Origin of the sequence: Aeromonas sp. CD, from assembly GCF_033349375.1 — a bacterium.
GTDB classification, from domain to species: domain Bacteria; phylum Pseudomonadota; class Gammaproteobacteria; order Enterobacterales; family Aeromonadaceae; genus Aeromonas; species Aeromonas hydrophila.
In genome coordinates this window covers 3,339,802-3,360,536 of sequence record NZ_CP137631.1, presented here as the reverse complement: position 1 = coordinate 3,360,536, position 20,735 = coordinate 3,339,802, and the positions used below count along the sequence as shown (strand labels likewise).

The following is a 20,735-nucleotide window of genomic DNA, read 5'->3' as shown; positions in this document are numbered from 1 at the left end:
ATGGCAACTGACGTACTCCATCACACTCACGGCGCCCATGACGATCATGGGCACCATGATGCCGGTACCACCAAGGTATTCGGCTTCTGGATCTACCTGATGAGTGACTGCATTCTGTTCGCGACCCTGTTCGCGACCTATGCGGTCCTGGTCAACGGCACTGCCGGCGGTCCGAGCGGCAAGGATATCTTCGAACTGCCGTTCGTGTTTGCCGAAACCATGCTGCTGCTGCTGAGCTCCATCACCTTCGGCTTCGGCATGCTGGCCATGAACAAGAACAAGGTCGCGGCGGTCAACACCTGGCTGTTCATCACCTTCCTGTTCGGCGCCGGCTTCATCGCGATGGAGATCTATGAATTCCATCACCTGATTGCCGAGGGCTACGGTCCGGATCGCAGCGGCTTCCTCTCTGCCTTCTTCACCCTGGTGGGCACCCACGGTATCCACGTGACCAGTGGTCTTGTCTGGATCATCGTGATGATGGTGCTGGTAGCCAAGAAGGGGCTGACCGATCGCAACCGTACTCGTCTGATGTGCCTGAGCCTGTTCTGGCACTTCCTCGACGTGGTGTGGATCTGCGTCTTCACCGTGGTCTATCTGATGGGGGTCATGTAAATGAGCAATCATACCGTTGACAATCACGGCGCTAGCCACGGCAGCGCCAAGAGCTACCTGATCGGCTTCGTGCTGTCCCTGATCCTGACCGCGGTGCCGTTCTGGATGGTGATGGACGGTTCCGCTTCCCACACCACAGTGCTGGCCACCGTGGTCGGCATGGCGGTGGTGCAGATCTTCGTGCATCTGGTCTACTTCCTGCACATGAACACCTCGTCCGAGGAGCGCTGGAACCTGGTGGCACTGATCTTTACCGTGCTCATCATCGCCATCGTGGTCGTGGGTTCCCTGTGGATCATGTACAACCTCAACATCAACATGATGGTTCACTGAGCAGGTTGGCAATGATGATGAAGCAATACCTGCAAGTGACCAAGCCGGGCATCATCTTCGGTAACCTCATCTCGGTTATCGGAGGATTCCTGCTGGCCTCCAAGGGGAGCCTGGATGTGCCCCTGTTCATCCTGACCATGGCTGGTGTATCACTGGTGGTCGCCTCCGGTTGCGTGTTCAACAACTACATCGACCGGGATATCGACTGCATCATGGAGCGCACCAAGAACCGTGCTCTGGTGAAGGGTCTGATCGCCCCCGGCGTATCGCTCTGGTACGCCACCGCGCTCGGCATTGCGGGCATTGCACTGCTCTACTTTGCGGCCAATCCGTTGGCCGCCTTGCTGGCGGTGCTGGGCTTCATTGTCTATGTGGGGGTCTACAGCCTCTACATGAAGCGTCACTCGGTCTACGGCACCCTGGTCGGCAGCCTCTCCGGCGCGGCACCGCCGGTCATCGGCTACTGCGCGGTGAGCGGTCAGTTCGACTCGGGCGCCTTGATCCTGCTGGCGATCTTCAGCCTGTGGCAGATGCCGCACTCCTATGCGATCGCGATTTTCCGCTTCAAGGATTACCAGGCGGCCAACATCCCGGTGCTGCCGGTGGTGAAGGGGATCCCGGTGGCCAAGCTCCACATCACCCTCTACATCCTGGCCTTCATGGTGCCGACCCTGATGCTGTTCCTCGGCGGTTATGCCGGTTACAAGTATCTGGTGGTGGCCACCGCGGTCAGCGTCTGGTGGCTGGGGATGGCGCTGTCTGGCTACAAGGCGGCGGTGGATGACTCCCTCTGGGCGCGTAAGCTGTTCATGTTCTCCATCGTCACCATCACCTGCCTGAGCGTGATGATGTCAGTGGACTTCCAGCCGGAGGCCGAGCCTGCGGTGCTGGTGAGCATGCTGCCCTGATAGTGTGAGTTGTGCCCCTAAATACATGAAATCCAGAGCCGGGAACCTTCCCGGCTCTGTTATTATGGGGCCGCCCCGTCGGGCACTTTTCCCTTGTGTCGGGTGTGGCATGGCGCGTGTCGGCCACCCCTTGAGTCTTCCTTTTCCCTGACCTATCGAGGCCATCATGAATGATTTCACCATGACGAGGGGCGAGCGCCGTGCCACCTGGGCGCTCGGCTCCGTCTTCTCGTTGCGCATGCTCGGCATGTTTATGGTGCTGCCGGTGCTGACCACCTACGGCATGTCGCTGGCGGGTGCTTCCGAGGCGCTGATCGGCCTGGCCATCGGCATCTACGGCATGACCCAGGCGCTGTTCCAGATCCCGTTCGGCCTGCTCTCCGACAAGGTGGGCCGCAAGCCCCTCATCGTCGGCGGTCTGCTGATGTTTGCCCTCGGCAGCGTGATCGCGGCACTGACCCACTCCATCTGGGGCGTGATCCTCGGTCGCGCCCTGCAGGGCAGCGGCGCCATCTCGGCCGCCGTGATGGCGCTCTTGTCGGATCTCACCCGCGAGCAGAACCGCACCAAGGCGATGGCCTTCATCGGGGTGAGCTTTGGCATCACCTTCGCCATCGCCATGGTGACCGGCCCCCTCATCACCCATGCGCTGGGGCTCTCCGGCCTGTTCTGGCTGATCGCCCTGCTGGCGCTGGGGGGCATCGCTGTCACCCTCTGGCTGGTGCCGACCCCGAGCGGCCATCTACTCAATCGCGAGTCCGGCATGGTGAAGGGGGGAATGCGCACCGTGCTGACCAACCCGCGCCTGCTCAAGCTCAACTTCGGTATCCTCTGCGTGCACACCCTGCTGATGTCGAGCTTCGTGGCGCTGCCGCCGCTGCTGGAGCGTGCCGGTTTGCCCCGCGACAGCCAGTGGCAGGCTTATCTGGTCACCATGCTGATCGCCTTCGTCAGCGTGGTGCCGTTCATCATCTATGCCGAGAAGCGCAGAAAGATGAAGCGGGTGTTCCAGATCTGCGTGCTGGTGATGCTCATCGCCGAGCTGGTGCTCTGGCAAAGCGGCCTGCAGCTGTGGGGCCTGCTCGCCGGCCTGCAGATTTTCTTCATCGGTTTCAACGTGATGGAGGCGCTGCTGCCCTCTCTGATCAGCAAGGAGTCGCCCCCCGGCTACAAGGGCACCGCCATGGGGATCTACTCCACCAGCCAGTTCATCGGGGTGGCCATCGGCGGCAGCCTCGGCGGCCTGCTCTACAGCCTTGGCGGCGGCGCCCTGGTGTTTGGCGGCTGCGCCGCGCTGGCTTTGGTCTGGCTCGGGGTCAGCCTGACCATGGCCGAGCCCCCCTACGTGAGCAGCCTGCGCATCGTGTTGCCGGAAGGGGTGGAGGCCGACGCTGCGCTCGAGCAGAAGATCCGCGCTTGTGAGGGGGTGAGCGACGTGCTGCTGGCCGCCTCGGAGCGCTCCGTCTATGTGAAGGTGGACAGCAAGCGCCTGAGCCGGCGCGATCTGGAGTCGCTGGTCGCCGCCTGAGGACGCCTGCCAGCATGAAAAAGCCCGCCAATTCGGCGGGCTTTTTATTGGGCCGTATTCAGCTGGATTGTGCTCAGCTGGGTCGTGCTCCGTCAGTCAGCCAGGCAGCGTTGCTCGGCGGGCAGGCTCGCGACATCCCCCAACAGCAGGGTGCTGAGGGCCGCCTGGGCGCAGCGGGAGCTGTTGAGCTGGCCATGCTGGTTGCTCTGCGCCACCTGTACCATTCGAGCGGCGCTGCCAAAGGCGGCCTGCATCTGGCGAGCACCGGCGAAGGGGGTATTGGGATCGTACTCGGCGCCGAGTACCAGGGCCTTGGCATCATCCGGCAGCCTTATCTCGCCGGCGCCATAGCTGGCGATGGGCTGGCGCGGATAAGGCCAGTCGGCGCAGGTGTTGAAGCTGTTGGCCAGCAGCAGGGCGCCGGCCCCCTGGAAGGCGGCATCTTCCGGGTCCAGCGTCTGCCAGCCATAGGGCTCGCTGTTGTCGGTGCAGTGGATGGCGCTGAAGAAAGGCATCTCCAGCAGCGTTGAATAGGGGGTTTCGTCGGCCTGCTCCTTGGCGAGGCGGGCCAGCAGGGGGCCGGCATCGTCCTGCTGCCAGAAGGCGAGCTGATCGTCGCGCTGGCTGCCGCTGATGGCATCGCTCATCACCGCTTCCCAGCGGTCGCGGTCGAGCACGTTGCCCTGGTTGTCCACATAGCGGCCATTGTCACGAACCTGGCGGGTCACCGCCATGCTGCGCTGCAGCGCCTGATCCCCGAAGCGCCAGGCCAGGATGCGATTGGCATTTTCGGCATCGCCACGGAAGATGGCGGGATAGCGGCTCTCGGCGGGGGACATTGGCGAGTCGACCACCAGATTGGCCACGTGGCTCGGGTAGCGGGCGGCATAGAGGGCGGCCAGGCGAGTGCCGTAGGAGAAGGTGATGGGGGTGATCCGCTCGCGCCCCAGGTGCTGGCGCAGGCGCTCCATGTCCTCGACCACGGCCCGCGAGCCTAGGTGCGGCGCATGCAGCCGCAGCGGCTCGTCGCAGCGCGCCAAGATGGCCGTGCTGAAGGCCTTGCCCTGATCCGCCCCGCTCTGGAGCGCCGGCAGGGCGCCCTTGTCCCGGCTGGCGAACAGCTGGGCGAGCTGTGCCGGGCTCATGTCTGGCCGAAGGCCCTGCTTGTCGGTCAGCAGGCAGCTGCGCAGTTCGTGGCCAATGGCGCTGTAACCGGCCCCGCGGGGATCCAGGGTGACGATGTCGTAGTGCTCAAGAATGGCGGGGTTGGCACTGCGCAGCAGGTCGAGCAGAAGGCCGAGATCCGGGGTGGCCGAGGTGGGGCCGCCCGGGTTGTAGAACAGGGTGCCGCGATAGTCGCCGCTGGCGCGATAGTGCAGATAGAAGATATCCAGGGTGTCGCCCTTGACCGTGCGGGTCTCCTGTTTGACATGGGGGCGGACGGGTTTGTCCGACCAGGAGGAGAAGCGGGGGCTGTTGTCGGCGGAGAGGGAACTGTCGGCGTGTGCAGCGGAGCGCTTCTCCCACTTGGTCTCCTTGATCTGGACCCACTCCTTGTCGTAATCGAGCGGCACCGTCAGGTAGTGGCAACTGACCTGACTGGCGGGAATGGCGATGCCGTCCTCCTGCCAGCCCTGGCGCAGCTGTTGGCAGACCTGGCCGGCGTCATAGCCAGCGCGAATATGGCGAGCCTGGAAGGGCTCTTCTTTCTTTTCCAGATTACAGCCTGCCAGCAATGCCGGTGCCAGCAGGGTCATGAGCAGCGTGTATTTCATTGTCTATTTCCATTTATCTAGCCTGAACCCCGAAATAGTACGGGGGCGGGCTGACCGGATGGCAGCCGGAAGTTGTATGGAAATATTGCAAGGTGTGTCGATTTACATATTTCTGGTGATATTTGATGGCCTCGTTGATCTATTTGAAAATAATTACCGGCAACGTGCACTGTTATTTTATGCGGGATCAATAACGGCGGCGTGACCGGTCGGCGCAGAGGCTGGTCATGGCGTTATATTGGGTGATAATCTTGTCCAAGATGGCGATGTTGTTTTCTCACCCTTGTAACGTGTTGATCATGCAAGAACAAAAGTTGATTGAAAGGTAGCTTTTTCTGGACTCCATTGAGTTCTCGTGATAGCGTGCCACGGCCATGAAATGGCATAAACATAACAATAGATAAATTTGGGTTAATACAATGCAATGGTATCTTTCTGCTCTTAAAAAATATGCAGTACTGTGCGGGCGAGCTCGACGTAAAGAGTACTGGATGTTCAGCCTGTTCAACTTTTTGGTCGCTTGCATCATTGGCGTGGTGTGTGTCTTGTCTACCAGTCCAGAAGTTGGCGTATCAGTTCTCTGTATTTATTTATTATTGGTTGCCTTACCTGGTTTTGCGGTGACGGTACGCCGGTTGCACGATATCGATCGTAGTGGCTGGTGGATCCTCATCTCTTGTATTCCTGTGGTGGGCCCCTTTATTTTGCTCTACTTCAGTTTCTGCGCGGGGACTACGGGAGAGAACCGTTTTGGTGAAGATCCCAAAGCAATATAAGCATTAGCGACAGAATAAAAAAACCGCCGAATGGCGGTTTTTTTATTAGACATGGCTCAACGCTCCAGCAGGGGGGCGGAGCGGTAGCTCCAGAGCCCGTAGGTGCGCAGGGCGTCCCGGTAGATGCCGAGCAGCTCGCTGTCGCTCACCTTGGCAAGCTCGGAGAGCGGCTTGTCGGGGTAGCTGACGCTGTCTATCCGGATCCCGGCCGGCCCGCTCTGCCAGCAGGCGATCTCCAGCAGGGTCTGGCCCCGGTGCACATGGCTGGCAGAGCTCACCAGGGTGGCGTACTCGATCTGATGGCGGGCGAGGGCATAGCCGCTGTAGAGAGCGTTCTCCACCGTGCTGGTGGCGTAGTTCTCCTCGATGATGCGCGAGCGATCTATCCCCTTTTTCACCAGCCAGTCGGCCATCAGCTTGCCCTCGGTCTGACGGTGCTGGGGCACGCCGCCGGTCAGGATGATGAGGGCCGCCGGGTTGGCCTTGGCCAGCGCCCGGGTGGTTTCCAGCCGGCCCAGCAGGATGTCGTGCATGGAGCCGTCGGGATTGAGGGCATAGCCCAGGGTGACGATGGCCCGGTTGCCCGGCTTGGGCGAGCGCTCCCCCTGCTCCTTGAGCGGGGTGGCGACGACGCGCTCGACCGTGTCGAAGATGCGCTGCAGATCGGCGGCCCGGCCCGGGTTCAGGCTGGCCAGCTTGCTCTGATACCCCTTGGCGGCGGCCTCGTTGTGCTTGAAGGTCTGCCAGGTGGCGAGGTAGCTCAGCAGGTCGATGTCATCGGGCGCGGTGCTGAGGGCCTGTTCGAACAGGCCGATGGCCTTGTCCACGTTGCCGTTGTAGATCTGGGCGTTGGCCGCCGAGATGAGCAGGTCGGTGCGATAGGGCTCGAGCTGGTAGGCCTGCAGCAGCAGATCGGTCACCTGCTCCATGTTGCTCGGCATCTTGGCGGTGAAGCCGGCGGTGGAGATGCGAGCGGGGGATTTGAAGATCTGCCAGGCGTCCGCCAGCAGCTGATCCACCACCTGGCGCTTGCTGATGTACTGGTCGTAATTTTGCTCCTTTTGCAGGGAGCGTACCGGGGCAGCCCAGGCATTGCTGGAGACACACACTGGTAGTGCCAACAGGCCGGCCAGCGTCAAAGAAAGTAGAGTCTGCTTCATGTAGGTCGGCTCGCAGTTGAATTTGGTCAGGAGAAGATGCCTCGTCGATCATGGGGGGAAATGGAAGAGGGAAATATTACTCTGGATCAGGGTCTTAAACTGTGAGCGGCTAACGGTTTCGCAGGGAACGAGCGGGATCCAATGAAGGGCACATCGGGATAAAAAAGCCCCCAACGGTTGGGTTGGGGGCCGGGCTTGAGGGGTTACTGGATAAATTGCTGTTGTGACAACAACTCATCAAATACCGGGTTTGACATGGTATGACTGAGCAAGTCAGGGGCATTGTCATCCGGCAGCGCTGACACGGTCAGCCCTTCAGGGGTACTGCCAGCAGAGTGCTGAGTAGCTGGCACGACCTGGGTGAGCAGGCTGCCCATCTCATCATGTCCAAGTAGATCGCTGATGGCTATCCCGGTCGTTATCGGGCTCTCCACATGATTGACAGAGGCCGCCGGCTGGCTGACAGGCAGCTCAATGAGTGCATCTTGCGTCTCTGTACCGAGCAAGGGAACAGAGTGAGCAAAGGCGGCAGATTTCTCATCCGTCCCCTGAGTCAAGGGTGATGCGCTGATTCCCCCTTGCAGATCAGTGACCTTGATAACCAGAGTGGTGTCAGCGGTATCGCCATCTCCATCGCGCAGGGTAAGGAGGAACTTGTCCTCTCCATCGCCATGCACATCCTTGGCCTGATAGTCGTACTGGCCGGTTTCAAAGTTCAGCGCCAGTTTGCCATTAGTGGTATCCAGGGTCAGCTTGCTGCCATCGGCTATCTTGATGTCGGTATCGTTGTTGTGGGCGAAGATGCCGTTTTGCTGCTGATCGTAGAAGTAGGTGTGGCCATCATGGGTCAGGCGATCGACCCACTCGCCCTCGATCGATGGTCCGGTGAGATCCCCGTGCAACTGGCCTGGTACCGACTCGGTGAGGGTGCTGATGAGGTCGGCATCCTTTTCCACCTTGATGGCGGTACCATCATGACCCGCCATAGGGGTCAGATACTCCAGCGAGGAGCTCTGACCGATGGCGAGCATATTGACGTTGTCAAAAGGGTTGCCATGCTGATTCAGAATGTGCTCCATGGACTCGCCAAGGATCAGCAACTGCTCGGCCTTGGTCGGTTCAACCCGGCCAGTGAGCAGATCCTGATAGTGCTGCTCCCCACCCACCTCATCCGGGCTGATGCCCTTCATCAAGCGATCGCGGAACATCTCTGACTGGTCTTTATTGTTCAACCAGTAGCCAAAGTCCGAGGGGGCGCCATCGGAGAGGAAGTAGAACTGCTTGTTGCTCCCCGCCATGGCCTGTTGATCCTGTCTATCAGACAGAATGGCATCAAGCTGGTTGAGTGCCTGAGCGTAGGGGGTCCAGCCTGCCGGGCTCAGCTTGCTGAAGAACTGCTGGATCTCGGCCTGGGAGTGCAGCCAGCCTGAGATCTGACCATCCGGATAACCTGCATGGGTGGCAATCTTGAACTGTACATCTCCCAGCTTGTCGTACTGCTCGAACATCGCCTTGATGGCTTGTTGCGAGAGTGACCATCGGGTGGCCCACTGGCCATTTGCGTCCTTGACATAGTCATTCATGGAACCGGACATATCCAGTGCAATGATGACGGAGTTGGATTGTGGCGCCATGTCCCCGGTGGTGAGGGTCAGGTGGGCAGGGGCTGGAGCGCTGTCGATCACATCGATCACCAGTTCTCCCTTGGTGTGCTGGTTGCCAATCTTGATGTCGAGCTCGAACGGCAGGGAGAGGGTGTCCTTGCCGGCGGTGCCATGATCGAGCGGGCGGAACAGATCCAGCTGATAAGTGCCGCTCTGCGGGTTCAGCTGCGCCGTCAGCACGTTGACCTTTTGGCCTGCCTCCATGATAAAGCCGGTCAGGGTCAGACCATCACTGCTCACCTCGTAGCTCAGCGGCTTGCCAGCGCTGCTTGCTGCAGTGCCTGGCTGCTGAGTGGCAAACTGGTAGTCGTGGGGCGTAGCACCCTGAGCGCCCGGCAGAGGGCCTTCGCTGTGTGCGTGTGTACCGCCAGCCAGTCCATCCTCTTGCACTGTCACATGCAGTGGCGCCGGAGCAGCTTGTGTCTCACCGATCAGGGTGATGGTGACGCTGGCGTGATCGGTGGCACCGTGAGTGTCGCGAATGACGTAGTCAAACTTGATCTCTTTGGCTTCGCCCGCAGCCAAATCCCGTTCAACTTCAGGCAACGTCAGCAGGTATTTGGCGGCATCAAACTGCAGCTTGCCATTGACCAGGGTGACATAGTCCGGGTAACTACCCGGCACGATGGTGATGGCATCGCCGTTGGGATCCGAGTCATTGCTCAACACATCGAGGGAGAGTACGCCGGTCTCATTGGTCTGATAGGCCTTATCGAAGCGGGTCAGTTCTGCGGTGACTTGGGTGATAAAGTACTCGGAACCTTTCGGATCGACGATGCCATCCTTGTAGCCAATGGCTGACATTTCGATGGTGTCAAAGTAACGGCCACCGGCATCGATCTGCACATCCTGTCGACCGCCAGAGGTGCCTTCGAAGATACCGGTCGCAACCAGCTCGCCCTTGTAGAAGGCTTTCCAGACACCCCGCTCGATACCCGGTTCCCAACTGCCATGCGCTATGTCGCTCCACAGGTTCTTGACCTGGATGGTGGCATGGTTGGCAACCTGCCCCTGCTGGAAGGTGAAGCGCATGGCTTCGCTCTGATCCGCGCTGTCGAGGTAGCCGAGCTGCCCGGCCTGAACCGTGTCTGCACCTGGTTGCTCGATTCCGGATTTCACCCCGAAGCGATGGTCGCCATCGCCGGTGTAATCTGATTTCTCGGCATCGGCCACTTTCTGTCCGGTCTTGGCATCGATGACATAGTAATCGACCTTGATATCGCCGCTGGTATCCCAGTTCTGTCCATCGAGAGTGACTGTCTTGTTGTTGGCCAGACCATCGTCCTGTGCAACGGGCGCTTCATTGGTGCCGGTAATGGCGACGGTGACGGTGTGCTGGGCAGAGCCGTCAGCACTGTTGACCACGAAGGTTTCGCTCGGCAGGGATTCGCCTTCTTTGAGGGCCTGCACCAGCGGGTCGTTGTTGTCGAGCTCGTAAGTCCAGTTGCCAGCTTTATCGATGGTAAAGGTGCCGTGGGCGCCTTTGACCTGGGTCTGGGGCTGGAACACGGCTTCGCCGTTGTCGATATCGGTGGCGACCAGCTTGCCGCCGGTGGTGAGGGTCACATCCTCTTTGACGGCGCCCTGGTCGGCACCCGGGGTAGCAACACTGATGGTGGCGGTGTCGTTGGTGCCGGTGATGGCGACAGTGACGGTGTGCTGGGCGGAGCCGTCAGCACTGTTGACCACGAAGGTTTCGCTGGGCAGGGATTCGCCTTCTTTGAGGGCCTGCACCAGCGGGTCGTTGTTGTCGAGCTCGTAGGTCCAGTTGCCATCCTTGTCGATGGAGAAAGTGCCATGGGCGCCTTTGATTTGGGTCTGGGGCAGGAACACGGCTTCGCCGTGGTCGACATCGGTGGCGACCAGCTTGCCGCCGGTGGTGAGGGTTACGTCCTCTTTGACGGCGCCCTGGTCAGCACCCGGGGTGGCGACGCCGATGGTGGCGGTGTCGTTGGTGCCGGTGATGGCGACAGTGACGGTGTGCTGGGCAGAGCCGTCAGCACTGTTGACCACGAAGGTTTCGCTGGGCAGAGACTCACCCTCTTTGAGGGCCTGTACCAGCGGGTCATTGTTGTCGAGCTCGTAGGTCCAGTTGCCATCTTTATCGATGGAGAAGGTGCCGTGGGCGCCTTTGATCTGGGTCTGGGGCTGGAACACGGCTTCGCCGTGGTCGATATCGGTGGCGACCAGCTTGCCGCCGGTGGTGAGGGTCACGTCCTCTTTGACGGTGCCCTGGTCGGCACCCGGAGTCGCGACACCGATGGTGGCGGTGTCGTTGGTGCCGGTGATGGCGACGGTGACGGTGTGCTGGGCGGAGCCGTCAGCACTGTTGACCACGAAGGTTTCGCTGGGCAGGGATTCGCCTTCTTTGAGGGTCTGCACCAGCGGGTCATTGTTGTCGAGCTCGTAAGTCCAGTTGCCATCCTTGTCGATGGAGAAGGTGCCGTGGGCGCCTTTGATCTGGGTCTGGGGCTGGAACACGGCTTCGCCGTGGTCGACATCGGTGGCGACCAGCTTGCCGCCGGTGGTAAGGGTCACGTCCTCTTTGACGGCGCCCTGGTCAGCACCCGGGGTGGCGACACCGATGGTGGCGCTGTCGTTGGTGCCGGTGATGGCGACGGTGACGGTGTGCTGGGCGGAGCCGTCAGCACTGTTGACCACGAAGGTTTCGCTGGGCAGGGATTCGCCTTCTTTGAGGGTCTGCACCAGCGGGTCATTGTTGTCGAGCTCGTAAGTCCAGTTGCCATCCTTGTCGATGGAGAAGGTGCCGTGGGCGCCTTTGATCTGGGTCTGGGGCTGGAACACGGCTTCGCCGTGGTCGACATCGGTGGCGACCAGCTTGCCGCCGGTGGTAAGGGTCACGTCCTCTTTGACGGCGCCCTGGTCAGCACCCGGGGTGGCGACACCGATGGTGGCGCTGTCGTTGGTGCCGGTAATGGCGACGGTGACGGTGTGCTGGGCAGAGCCATCAGCACTGTTGACCACGAAGGTTTCGCTGGGCAGGGACTCACCCTCTTTGAGGGCCTGTACTTGCGGGTCGTTGTTGTCGAGCTCGTAAGTCCAGTTGCCATCGGTATCGATGGAGAAGGTGCCGTGGGCGCCTTTGATCTGGGTCTGGGGCTGGAACACGGCTTCGCCGTTGTCGACATCGGTGGCGACCAGCTTGCCGCCGGTGGTGAGGGTCACGTCCTCTTTGACGGCGCCCTGGTCAGCACCCGGGGTGGCAACACCGATGGTGGCGGTGTCGTTGGTGCCGGTGATGGTGATGGTCACCGTGGCCGGGGCACTCTGGTTGCCACTCGGATCGGTTGCAACATAGGTAAAGGAGACTTGGCGCGTCTCACCCTCTCGTAGGGATTGAAACTCGGGGGAGGGAATATATTGGTAACTGCCATCGGCATTGAGGGTCAGTTGACCGCTCTGTACGCTACTCACCAGGGTGTAACCCTGAGGATTAATGCCGTCGCTATCGAGATCCTGCGCTACAGGAACCTGCGCGAACAGGGTCGGTGTGTCTTCAGAAATGATCTGCTGCTGATCAAAAGCAACCGGTGGATGCTCTATCATGCCTGCGATCTCGTCACCCGGTAGCGCATCCTGGTGCTGCGGGTCACGGCTGCTATGGGTTGTATCAAAACCCGCTTCGGAAATGGTCGCCTTGGCGGTACGTTCGGTGACAATGACACCCGCATTACCTGAGCCCGCTATGCCTCCTGCGCTAGCACCGCCGCTGGCGGTTGCTTGGGCGATTTCGGTCGGATCCTGCCCATCCTGAATTGCTTGCTGGATGGCTGCCAGCTCTTGCTCAACGGTCGGGGAGATTTCACTCCCGGCGGAGGGGATGGTTTCGTCGGGAATTGGGTTATTTACACTCGCCATGGCTGGCGGTGTCAGTTCTACATCCGAAGGGGATACCAGTAGCACACCCTTAGGAAGTATATCGCCGACATTAACGGCTTTGAGTGAGCCATCTTTTAAAACGATCCAGCACTCTCCTTGAGCCTTAGTGAGTTCCATAGCTTGATCGAGCAGGATTTTGTGCATGTTGCGTGTGTTCCTAATAGTCTGAACTGATAAATTTAAAAAACTGTCTGTGCCGTCCAGGGCAGAGGAGAGTGTATTGAATCCTCAAGTGGCTTTTTCATGGTATGTTTTCATTAACCCAAACCCTGGCTGAGTTTTGGTATGGGTATGATTTTATTGTGATTATTATTTTTATATTCAGGATTCAAGTATTTTTCTGTGCCATCTCTAGCACCGGAAAGGTATACATATGCAGGGTGCTCATTGTATGAGCAAACTTCTATTTTTTGATGAGAATAAAGAAATTTTAAGGTGTTTAATTGAAAAACGTTTTCATCTTTCTGGTGACGCGATAATAGCTGGAAGAAATGCACTGAAATATCAGTTTTATAGGTTGTTTTTATAAAAATCGGCGTTTTTTGGCGGGTGGTGGATGACAGTTTTCTGCCTGTTATGTGAAACGAAACCGATGATTTCGACTATTTATATCCTTGTTTTTAACACGTGCGAGAAAATAAGTACTTGTCACTGATAGGGAGCTGGTTGATGGTCTGAATAAGTAATCGGCTATGTGCATTTTAATACTGTATGTAGAGGGGGCGGTGTAGATAACACTGTGATCTGTCTCTTGAAGCAAGATCTCCTGCTGATACCTGCTGCATATTACGCTGGCCAGTAGCTCAGCCAGTTATTGCAAATCATTCCTATCTTCTGTCTACGCAAACCCGGGGGATGTTGCATCCTTGAGCACACTTTCCTAAGACATAAAAAAGTTATGCTTGCCAATCGTTTTACCGCTTTTTCTGTGACGGCGATCACTGTACCATCGCCGCCCGACCTGCCACCCGGCCGCAGCTCTCTCTGCGACGGCGCTGGCGTCACCCGATACTCGCCGTCACCCGGAACGTGAATGACCCCAGGATGGGACCCGCCACTAACCTGTAGGTTTGTGGTCTGCGTGTCGCGGGGTCGGCACCTCTCCCGCCCGTTCCCTGCGATGCCTGTCTGCAGACTTGCCGTATGAAACTTCTCTCTTCATAGGTGCAAGATGACGCTGTTATTGAGTCTGGTCGGTATGCTGGCCCTGATGTTTATCGCCTGGCTGGCCAGTGAAAACCGCCGTGCCATCCGCTGGCGGACCGTGCTGGGGGCCCTCGCCCTGCAAACCGGCTTTGCCGCCCTGGTGCTCTACTTCCCCCCCGGTCAAATCATGCTCGGTGCCATGAGCAACGGCGTCTCCGCCTTGCTCGGTTTTGCCGACAGCGGCATCCGCTTCGTGTTTGGCGATCTGGCCAGCAACGGCTTCATCTTCGCCGTGCGGGTGCTGCCGCTGGTGATCTTCATCAGCGCGCTGATCGCCGTGCTCTATCACTTCGGCATCATGCAGTGGGTGATCCGGGTGTTGGGGGGCGGCATTCACCGCCTGCTCGGCACCAGCCGCGCCGAATCCCTGGTGGCCACCGGCAACATCTTCCTCTCGCAAGGGGAGTCGCCGCTGCTGATCCGCCCCTTCCTGGCCGGCATGACCCGCTCCGAGCTGTTTGCGGTGATGACCTGTGGCATGGCCTCGGTGGCAGGCTCCGTGCTCGGTGGCTACGCCGGGCTCGGTGTGGATCTGAAATACCTGATCGCCGCCTCCTTTATGGCGGCGCCGGGTGGCCTCTTGATGGCGAAACTCTTGGTACCGGAGCAGCAACAGGTGCGCGAGCAGGCCGAGATCACCCTCGACAAGAGCGACTACAGCAACGCCATCGACGCCCTGGCGGGCGGCGCCATGAGCGGCATGAAGATCGCGGTGGCCATCGGCACAATCCTGCTGGCCTTTGTCAGCGTCATCACCATGATCAACGCCGGTCTCACCACGGTAGGTGAGTGGTTCGGCTGGGCCGATCTCTCCCTGCAGCAGCTGCTGGGCTATCTGTTTGCCCCGGTGGCCTGGCTCATCGGCGTGCCGGCCAGCGAGATGATGGCGGCAGGATCCTTGATTGGCCAGAAGGTGATCATGAACGAGTTCGTCGCCTACCTGGACTTTGCCAACATCAAGCAGGATCTCAGCGCCCACACTCAGATCATCATCACCTTCGCGCTGTGCGGTTTTGCCAACCTGGGCTCCATTGCGGTGCAGTTGGGTTCTATCGGCACCATGGCACCGGAGCGCCGCCACGACGTGGCGAGCCTCGGCTTCAAGGCGGTGCTGGCGGCGACCCTGGCCAACCTGATGAGCGCCACCCTGGCGGGGCTGTTCGCCTCCCTCGGCTAAGCGACCCTTGCCCCATGCACACCCCGTCTCGCCACTGGCGCGGCGGGGTGTCGTCCATCTGGCGCCAGCCACTGACGCCTCGGCACAGAGTGGGCTCGACAGGAGCGGGCGCAGGCGGTAGCGTGATGGCGCGCGGCCAGCCCGCGCCCGTTCAGGCATTCATATAACAAGGAATCACATCATGACCCGTTTCTCTCGCGCATTGGCGCTCTCCCTGCTGCTGGTCGGCGCCGCGCCGGCGTTTGCCGCCGCTATCTATACCTCGGATCTGCTGCTGTCGGCGGATTTCAAGGCCCCCTGGGCCAAGGCGACCCAGGGCATCAAGAACCTGCCCAAGTGGGTGCGCAGCGGCAACGGCACCAGCTCCCCGCTCGAAGCCGTGGTCGGCACCCCGTATCAGAGCGGTTCGGTCTGCAAGCCTCACGACTGCGCCAGCCACTACATGCAACTGCTGGTGGATGCCAAGGCCAAGCGGGTGTGGGGCGTGCTGATCGACCTGCCGGATAGCGATGCTGCCCGCGAAACCCCGTCCAGGTTCGCCCGCTACACTTGGCTCGGCCAGCCGGACAAGGGGATGCAGGCCGCCCTGATGAAGCAGGTTGAGGCCGACCCCAACTGGCAGTAAGCATCGAAAAGCAAAAACCTCTGCCCAGGCAGAGGTTTTTTTATGGCGAAGAGGTGATGGGGCAGGGCGCTAGCGGCTCAGGATCCGCACCGAGCGGATGCGGTTGTTGAAGTCGGTCGCCTCCTGCTCGCCGCCCTTGCGGGTGTAGTAGCCACCGCGAAAATCGGTCTCCTCGAAGAAACGCACCACCCAGCCAGCCGGCACGGTGAAGGAGGAGATGCGGTTGGCAAAGCCGTAGCGACCGAGATCCGCAATATCCCGGTCGATGCGCAGGGACTCGCCGCTCTGGTGGGCGCCGTCGAACACCAGCAGGGTGCTGGCGTCGTCCCCTTCGTCCAATCGGGTTGTCAGGCAGCTTGCCTTGGCCGGTTCGCAAAACAGGCTGTTGTTGCCTTGGCCCTGCTGGCAGCGGCGGCTCACCTTCTGGCGCGCCAGCCATTCGCTGCGCCCCGCATCGGCATAGACGCTGTTGAAGGGGGTCAGGGTACAGATGTGGATACGCCCGCCGCCATTGCTTTGGCCGTTCACCACGATCTGGGGATTGATAAGAATATCGGCGCGGACCGCTGTGCTCAGGGTCAACAGCGCCAGCAGGACAAACAGCTTGTTCATGGATGAGATCTTGCCAGTTCAAGGGGCGGCAAGGATTGCCGAGACGCAGGCCCGATGCAAGAGAGAGCGGCGCCCGCTGCGACACTCCTTGCCCGCCACAGGCGTCAAGATGCAGAGCCCAAAGCAGAACACCGGCACAAGGCCGGTGTTCTGAACAGCATGGCGGCGGGCCCAGCGGGGCGCGCGGTCAAGGCGGCTTAGGCGTAGAAAGCCTCGACGGTGCCCTTGACAGTGATCAGCATGGGGTTGCCATAGCGATCCTTGGCTTTGGGGGAGGGGATCTTCACCCAACCTTCGCTGATGCAGTACTCCTCGACATTGGTGCGCTCCTTGCCGTTCACGCGAATGCCGATCTCGTGCTGGAAGCACTCAGCCACATGGTGCGGGCTGCGCGGGTTGGCCGCCAGACGGTCGGGCAGGGCCGGTTTGTTGTCGCTCATTTTATTTACCTGAGTGTGATAAAAAGTGGGTCATTGTAGGCAATGCCCGCCATGGGCTCAAGGCTGGCGACCCGCAACTTCACCTTCACTTCACCAAGCGGGGATAAGGTAGGCTCACGTTTTCAGTTGGAGCTTCACCCTATGCCCACCATAGTCACTCACGCCGCCGTGCCTCTCTGCCTTGGGCTCGGGCTTGGCAGCCGGATTATCCCGCCGCGCCTGCTGCTGGCAGGGATTGCCATCGCCATGCTGCCCGATGCCGACGTACTCGCCTTCAAACTGGGGTCGCCTACGGCCATGTCTTTGGCCACCGCGGCTTTACCCACTCACTGCTGTTTGCCTTTGCCTTTGCCCTGCCCACGCTGGCCATGCTGTTTCACCGCCAGCTTAAGGCGAGCGCCGCCACCGTCTGATCGTTTCTGCTGATCTCGCTGCTCTCCCACAGCCCGCTCGATTCGCTGACCACCGGCGGCAAGGGGGTTGGCTGGCTCTGGCCTTGGCGTGACGAGCGTTTCTTCGCCCCCTGGCAGGTAATTCGGGTCGCCCCCTTCAAGCTGGAGGCCTATCTCACCGCCCGAGGTGAGGCGGTGATCCTCTCAGAGCTCTACGGGGTCTGGCTGCCGGGGGTTGTATTGATGCTGGTGTTGATGGGGTGGCGGGTGTGGGGAAGGGGGCGGTAGTCGCGGGATTGGCAAGGGTTGTTGGATATATCTTGGCTGAGCCAAAAAGCAGAACTTGGACACCCATCTCTTTGACTCTGGTGATGCAACACCTTGTTCAGAAAGATGGGTGTCCCAGATTTCCTAGTATGCTTGACCCCTATGTTATGAGTTTTTTACCCTGGCTCTTTCAATCAAATTGCCAATGAGATTGCATACATCCTGATCAAGGCTGGACGTTGCATCCTCTAAAGCTTCTTTTAATAAAAGTTGATTCCTTACATTTTCAATAAGTTGGTTGGCATCAACCCAGTTGGCAGGTATCGGAATCAAAATATCTGACACATGATTCGGCTCTAAATGTTGCTGCACTGCGCCGTATTCATTTTTTAGCATTTGATTTAATGCCATCTCGGACTGCAAAAATTGGAACGCATAGCTTCTGATTTTTTCATCTGGAATTCGAACGCGAATCAAGTCATCTGATACAATTGCGCCATTCAATCTTTTGGTGATATATGCGACCCGACCAATAGTTCCTGATCTAGTTATTACTATGTCACCTCGGTATACTCTTACTGCATTTATTGTTGCAATTTGCTTAGCTGATGCGATTGCAACATTCAATAATTTTGCGCTGTCAGATTTTTCTTGAAGAACTGCTGAAGGCGTATAGTATGGCTCAATGCCTTCGCCTGGATTTTCGACTATTAGGTTTTCACTTTTAAGCCTTGGACCTTTGAATATTCTAACGCCAGGGCAAATTTGACCAAGAGTCACTACTGACCAGTCTTCAATTCCATCGATAGACTCGATTTGCCGAATGGTCTCGTTTAAATTTGGCAAATAAAACTGTGGGTTTATTCGTAACTGAGTATCTATATCTGATTTTTTAATGGAGAATCTGTACTCGGAGTTATTGAGTTTGCCGTTTTTGTGCAGTTTGTAATCCTCCAGAATCTCATCAAGATCATGGTCAATTACTTCTGTCGTTTCATTGTCAGAATTCCTCTTAAAAATTGGGAAGCCTTCGCTGTCTTGTCCGATTTTTTTTGAAATAGCCATAAATATTTCGTAATCAGACTCAACGTTATTAGCCTGCAAAGGGCGTTCCACAATTAAAAGACTTGTCCTCACGCCTGTGTGCGGCTGAAACGTGTCTTTATGGCAGTTAATGACTGCCAGCAGACGATAATTTTCAAGAAGCAGCCGCCTTGCTGGGTAGTACGTTTGCGTATCCAGGAAACTTTTTGGCATAACGATGCCGATTTTTCCACCTGGAGCTATCCATTGCAGGCAACGTTCGAAAAATAACATTTCAGGTGGTACACCCTCTGTGTTTCTCTCTCCCGTTGAAAAATATTCACCGCCTCGCGTTGACCATCGGATACCTGTATTGAAGTTATCAAGCACCTGGGGATCGGTTATACGACCTTCGCCAACTCCGGCAAATGGCGGATTCGTTAAAATTATTGTTGGTTTCCCTGGACCACATCTAGCTACAACCCTCTCATTAAGATCTGAAATCTTGCCAAGGGAATCACCTTGCGTCATTCCAGTATGACCGTCACCATTAAGAATCATAGCCGTTTTAGCGATCTTTACTAGCCGCTTACTGATTTCAACCATAAAAAGATTTGTGCGGTGCTTATCAAGTTGCCGCTGCTTCGATATATTTGTTGCGCTTGATTTTAGTATCTTCTTTCTCACATAGCGCATCGCGCCTGTGAGAAACCCTCCTGACCCTCCTGCTGGGTCTAAAATAATATCCTGGTAATCTGGATCTAGAGCTTCAGACAAAAAGTCTACGACTAGGCGATTGGTAAAGAACTGGCCTCGTTTTTTCTTTAAATAGGTGGCCGTATATTGCTCATAAGCATGACCCATGATGTCCCAATCTTCAGACTCATGAAGGTCACTGAGCAATCTATAACGTTGTAACTCGATCACAACATCACAAATAGATCGTGATCCAACTGAAATTTTTTCGTGTTCTGAGAACACATCTGAATTGTCCGACCTCGCTTGCGCAAACAAATTATGAACTCGTGATGCAACTGCATCTCTGCCTTCTTCTGTTCTATATTCCTCTGGGGTGCAATAAAACTCACAATATTCATCAGCGCGCTCTTCATCCATTGCTTTAGCAAGGATGAGCCTGACCACATCCATAGTTAGATCATCTTCATCGCCATCAACACCGCGCCCATGAAGTTTGTTATGGCACTGTCGCATCAGCCCCTTAATGTCTTTTGGACGCTTTAGGTCTTCTTTTTTTCTTTGACCAAGCGCATCCCATGCCTCATCTTTTCTTGGGACGCCAGTCCAGTCAATTAGATCATTTGTTGGTGCAAAAAGTCGTCGATAATATTGTGGCGCGTCACCGTTATACCAAACGCCTCCTTCTGCACTCGTATTGTAAATATACGATACTAATTGGTTGTATCCAGTGGTTATATTCGGAGCTTTACACTCGACAACCAAAGCAATTGCGCCTTGATTTCTGTCTTGCTTTGCCTTGCTTGTTCGATATATAACAATGTCAGCTCTGACGATGTTGCCCAATTTATCTGTTAGCTCTTTACTGCCATAGTGAATGGGCACTTCTCGCGCGAGAACATTTTTGGGGTACTGATATTCGAAATGAAGAATCCGTAAATATTGCTGCCTTACAAACTCTTCAGGTGTGGCTTCTAATTCAACGCCATCAAGAAAATCAATGATCTTTCCATTTTCATTTTTTTGCACTTCAAAATTATTCATTAGCTCTCTCGGTGTTAAATAGATTGTGACATGTCGGGCGCATAACGTTGGAGTTAGGCGAACCACGCTGCTTAAATAGCACTCAGTCGGATTAAAAAAACAGCGGTTCACTGCATTGAACCAGTTTCGCGACGAAACTGCAGATAAATTACCACGCCCGTAAGCCAAGCGCCACGAATCGGTGGCAAGCACGTTGAAGCTGATGCGTTGCTGAGACAGTGTTTCCAATTCAGCCGCCGTGAAACGGTGCCCACACCAACCAGAACGCTGAAATTTCAACCGCAGCGGAAAGCGTCGCTGGATTGCTGAAAAAAACCAAACGCAAAACAGAAAATCAGCTGCCGGTGAAAAGAGCGAAAAGCCTGAAACTGGAATTGCGCAGCGCCTAACAGTGATTAGATAGAAGGCGGCACTAATCCGATAGCAGAGTCTTCCATATAACTCCGCTTTGCCATGATGGTTGCCAAGAAAAAAATCAAGCTAAATCAATGTATTACCCGTCTTCCTCTGATGCTTGAATGTATCCGCTTGACCTCCTCGTTTAACTTTTCCATGTCACCTGTATAAAGAAACAATGAAGTAGTCGGTGATGGC

At 57.3% G+C, this 20,735-nt stretch carries 13 protein-coding genes and 1 pseudogene; 8 read left to right on the top strand and 6 right to left on the bottom strand.

Annotated elements, in window-relative coordinates:
* The 4 genes from R2E40_RS15560 (at position 1) to R2E40_RS15545 (ending at position 3,384) form a co-directional block, all read left to right on the top strand.
* Positions 1 to 615, top strand: coding sequence for a cytochrome o ubiquinol oxidase subunit III (locus R2E40_RS15560; protein WP_253626273.1), 615 nt, complete (start codon positions 1 to 3; stop codon positions 613 to 615).
* On the top strand, positions 616 to 948 hold the full coding sequence (locus tag R2E40_RS15555; RefSeq protein ID WP_011706741.1) for a cytochrome o ubiquinol oxidase subunit IV: 333 nt from the start codon (positions 616 to 618) through the stop codon (positions 946 to 948).
* Between the two features lie 11 nt (positions 949 to 959).
* A complete protein-coding gene (gene cyoE / locus R2E40_RS15550; protein WP_005302932.1) occupies positions 960 to 1,856 on the top strand; it encodes a heme o synthase in 897 nt (298 codons plus the stop codon).
* Positions 1,857 to 2,022: 166 nt separating this feature from the next.
* Complete coding sequence (locus tag R2E40_RS15545) at positions 2,023 to 3,384, top strand: MFS transporter (RefSeq protein WP_318163829.1); 1,362 nt, start codon at positions 2,023 to 2,025, stop codon at positions 3,382 to 3,384.
* A gap of 92 nt (positions 3,385 to 3,476) precedes the next feature.
* Here R2E40_RS15545 and R2E40_RS15540 read toward each other — a convergent pair whose 3' ends face one another.
* A complete protein-coding gene (locus R2E40_RS15540) occupies positions 3,477 to 5,159 on the bottom strand; it encodes an alpha/beta hydrolase (protein WP_318163828.1) in 1,683 nt (560 codons plus the stop codon).
* Between the two features lie 419 nt (positions 5,160 to 5,578).
* On the opposite strand from R2E40_RS15540, the gene R2E40_RS15535 reads away from it, so the two are divergent.
* Positions 5,579 to 5,935, top strand: coding sequence for a DUF805 domain-containing protein (locus R2E40_RS15535; protein ID WP_318163827.1), 357 nt, complete (start codon positions 5,579 to 5,581; stop codon positions 5,933 to 5,935).
* Between the two features lie 56 nt (positions 5,936 to 5,991).
* Here the strand turns inward: R2E40_RS15535 and R2E40_RS15530 are convergent, their stop codons facing one another.
* Together R2E40_RS15530 and R2E40_RS15525 are read right to left on the bottom strand one after the other, a co-directional pair.
* Positions 5,992 to 7,095, bottom strand: a complete 1,104-nt coding sequence (locus R2E40_RS15530; RefSeq protein ID WP_318163826.1) for an ElyC/SanA/YdcF family protein — start codon at positions 7,093 to 7,095, stop codon at positions 5,992 to 5,994.
* A 203-nt stretch (positions 7,096 to 7,298) separates the two neighbouring features.
* Positions 7,299 to 12,776: a retention module-containing protein gene (locus tag R2E40_RS15525; protein WP_318163825.1), complete on the bottom strand. Its 5,478-nt coding sequence runs from the start codon at positions 12,774 to 12,776 to the stop codon at positions 7,299 to 7,301.
* A gap of 1,054 nt (positions 12,777 to 13,830) precedes the next feature.
* Here R2E40_RS15525 and R2E40_RS15520 point away from each other — a divergent pair.
* Both R2E40_RS15520 and R2E40_RS15515 read left to right on the top strand, forming a co-directional pair.
* Positions 13,831 to 15,042, top strand: a complete 1,212-nt coding sequence (locus R2E40_RS15520; RefSeq protein ID WP_016351392.1) for a NupC/NupG family nucleoside CNT transporter — start codon at positions 13,831 to 13,833, stop codon at positions 15,040 to 15,042.
* A gap of 181 nt (positions 15,043 to 15,223) precedes the next feature.
* Positions 15,224 to 15,667 carry an inhibitor of vertebrate lysozyme family protein gene (locus tag R2E40_RS15515; protein WP_318163824.1) on the top strand — a complete coding sequence of 148 codons (444 nt, stop codon included), beginning with the start codon at positions 15,224 to 15,226 and terminating at the stop codon, positions 15,665 to 15,667.
* Between the two features lie 69 nt (positions 15,668 to 15,736).
* Here R2E40_RS15515 and R2E40_RS15510 read toward each other — a convergent pair whose 3' ends face one another.
* Positions 15,737 to 16,279 carry a beta/gamma crystallin-related protein gene (locus R2E40_RS15510; protein ID WP_318163823.1) on the bottom strand — a complete coding sequence of 181 codons (543 nt, stop codon included), beginning with the start codon at positions 16,277 to 16,279 and terminating at the stop codon, positions 15,737 to 15,739.
* Positions 16,280 to 16,476: 197 nt separating this feature from the next.
* Positions 16,477 to 16,719, bottom strand: a complete 243-nt coding sequence (locus R2E40_RS15505; RefSeq protein WP_005302916.1) for a DUF3297 family protein — start codon at positions 16,717 to 16,719, stop codon at positions 16,477 to 16,479.
* A 141-nt stretch (positions 16,720 to 16,860) separates the two neighbouring features.
* Between R2E40_RS15505 and R2E40_RS15500 the strand changes: the two are divergent.
* Positions 16,861 to 17,399: pseudogene (locus tag R2E40_RS15500) on the top strand (metal-dependent hydrolase).
* Between the two features lie 144 nt (positions 17,400 to 17,543).
* Here R2E40_RS15500 and R2E40_RS15495 read toward each other — a convergent pair.
* Complete coding sequence (locus R2E40_RS15495) at positions 17,544 to 20,141, bottom strand: N-6 DNA methylase (protein WP_318163822.1); 2,598 nt, start codon at positions 20,139 to 20,141, stop codon at positions 17,544 to 17,546.
* Between the last annotated feature and the right edge of the window lie 594 nt (positions 20,142 to 20,735).

Coding starts and splice junctions, on each gene's coding strand:
- R2E40_RS15560 (WP_253626273.1), top strand. CDS start 1: ATGGCAACTGACGTACTCCATCACACTCACGGCGCCCATGACGATCAT.
- R2E40_RS15540 (WP_318163828.1), bottom strand. CDS start 5,159: ATGAAATACACGCTGCTCATGACCCTGCTGGCACCGGCATTGCTGGCA.
- R2E40_RS15530 (WP_318163826.1), bottom strand. CDS start 7,095: ATGAAGCAGACTCTACTTTCTTTGACGCTGGCCGGCCTGTTGGCACTA.
- R2E40_RS15515 (WP_318163824.1), top strand. CDS start 15,224: ATGACCCGTTTCTCTCGCGCATTGGCGCTCTCCCTGCTGCTGGTCGGC.
- cyoE (WP_005302932.1), top strand. CDS start 960: ATGATGATGAAGCAATACCTGCAAGTGACCAAGCCGGGCATCATCTTC.
- R2E40_RS15555 (WP_011706741.1), top strand. CDS start 616: ATGAGCAATCATACCGTTGACAATCACGGCGCTAGCCACGGCAGCGCC.
- R2E40_RS15520 (WP_016351392.1), top strand. CDS start 13,831: ATGACGCTGTTATTGAGTCTGGTCGGTATGCTGGCCCTGATGTTTATC.
- R2E40_RS15505 (WP_005302916.1), bottom strand. CDS start 16,719: ATGAGCGACAACAAACCGGCCCTGCCCGACCGTCTGGCGGCCAACCCG.
- R2E40_RS15535 (WP_318163827.1), top strand. CDS start 5,579: ATGCAATGGTATCTTTCTGCTCTTAAAAAATATGCAGTACTGTGCGGG.
- R2E40_RS15545 (WP_318163829.1), top strand. CDS start 2,023: ATGAATGATTTCACCATGACGAGGGGCGAGCGCCGTGCCACCTGGGCG.
- R2E40_RS15525 (WP_318163825.1), bottom strand. CDS start 12,776: ATGGAACTCACTAAGGCTCAAGGAGAGTGCTGGATCGTTTTAAAAGAT.
- R2E40_RS15510 (WP_318163823.1), bottom strand. CDS start 16,279: ATGAACAAGCTGTTTGTCCTGCTGGCGCTGTTGACCCTGAGCACAGCG.
- R2E40_RS15495 (WP_318163822.1), bottom strand. CDS start 20,141: ATGAATAATTTTGAAGTGCAAAAAAATGAAAATGGAAAGATCATTGAT.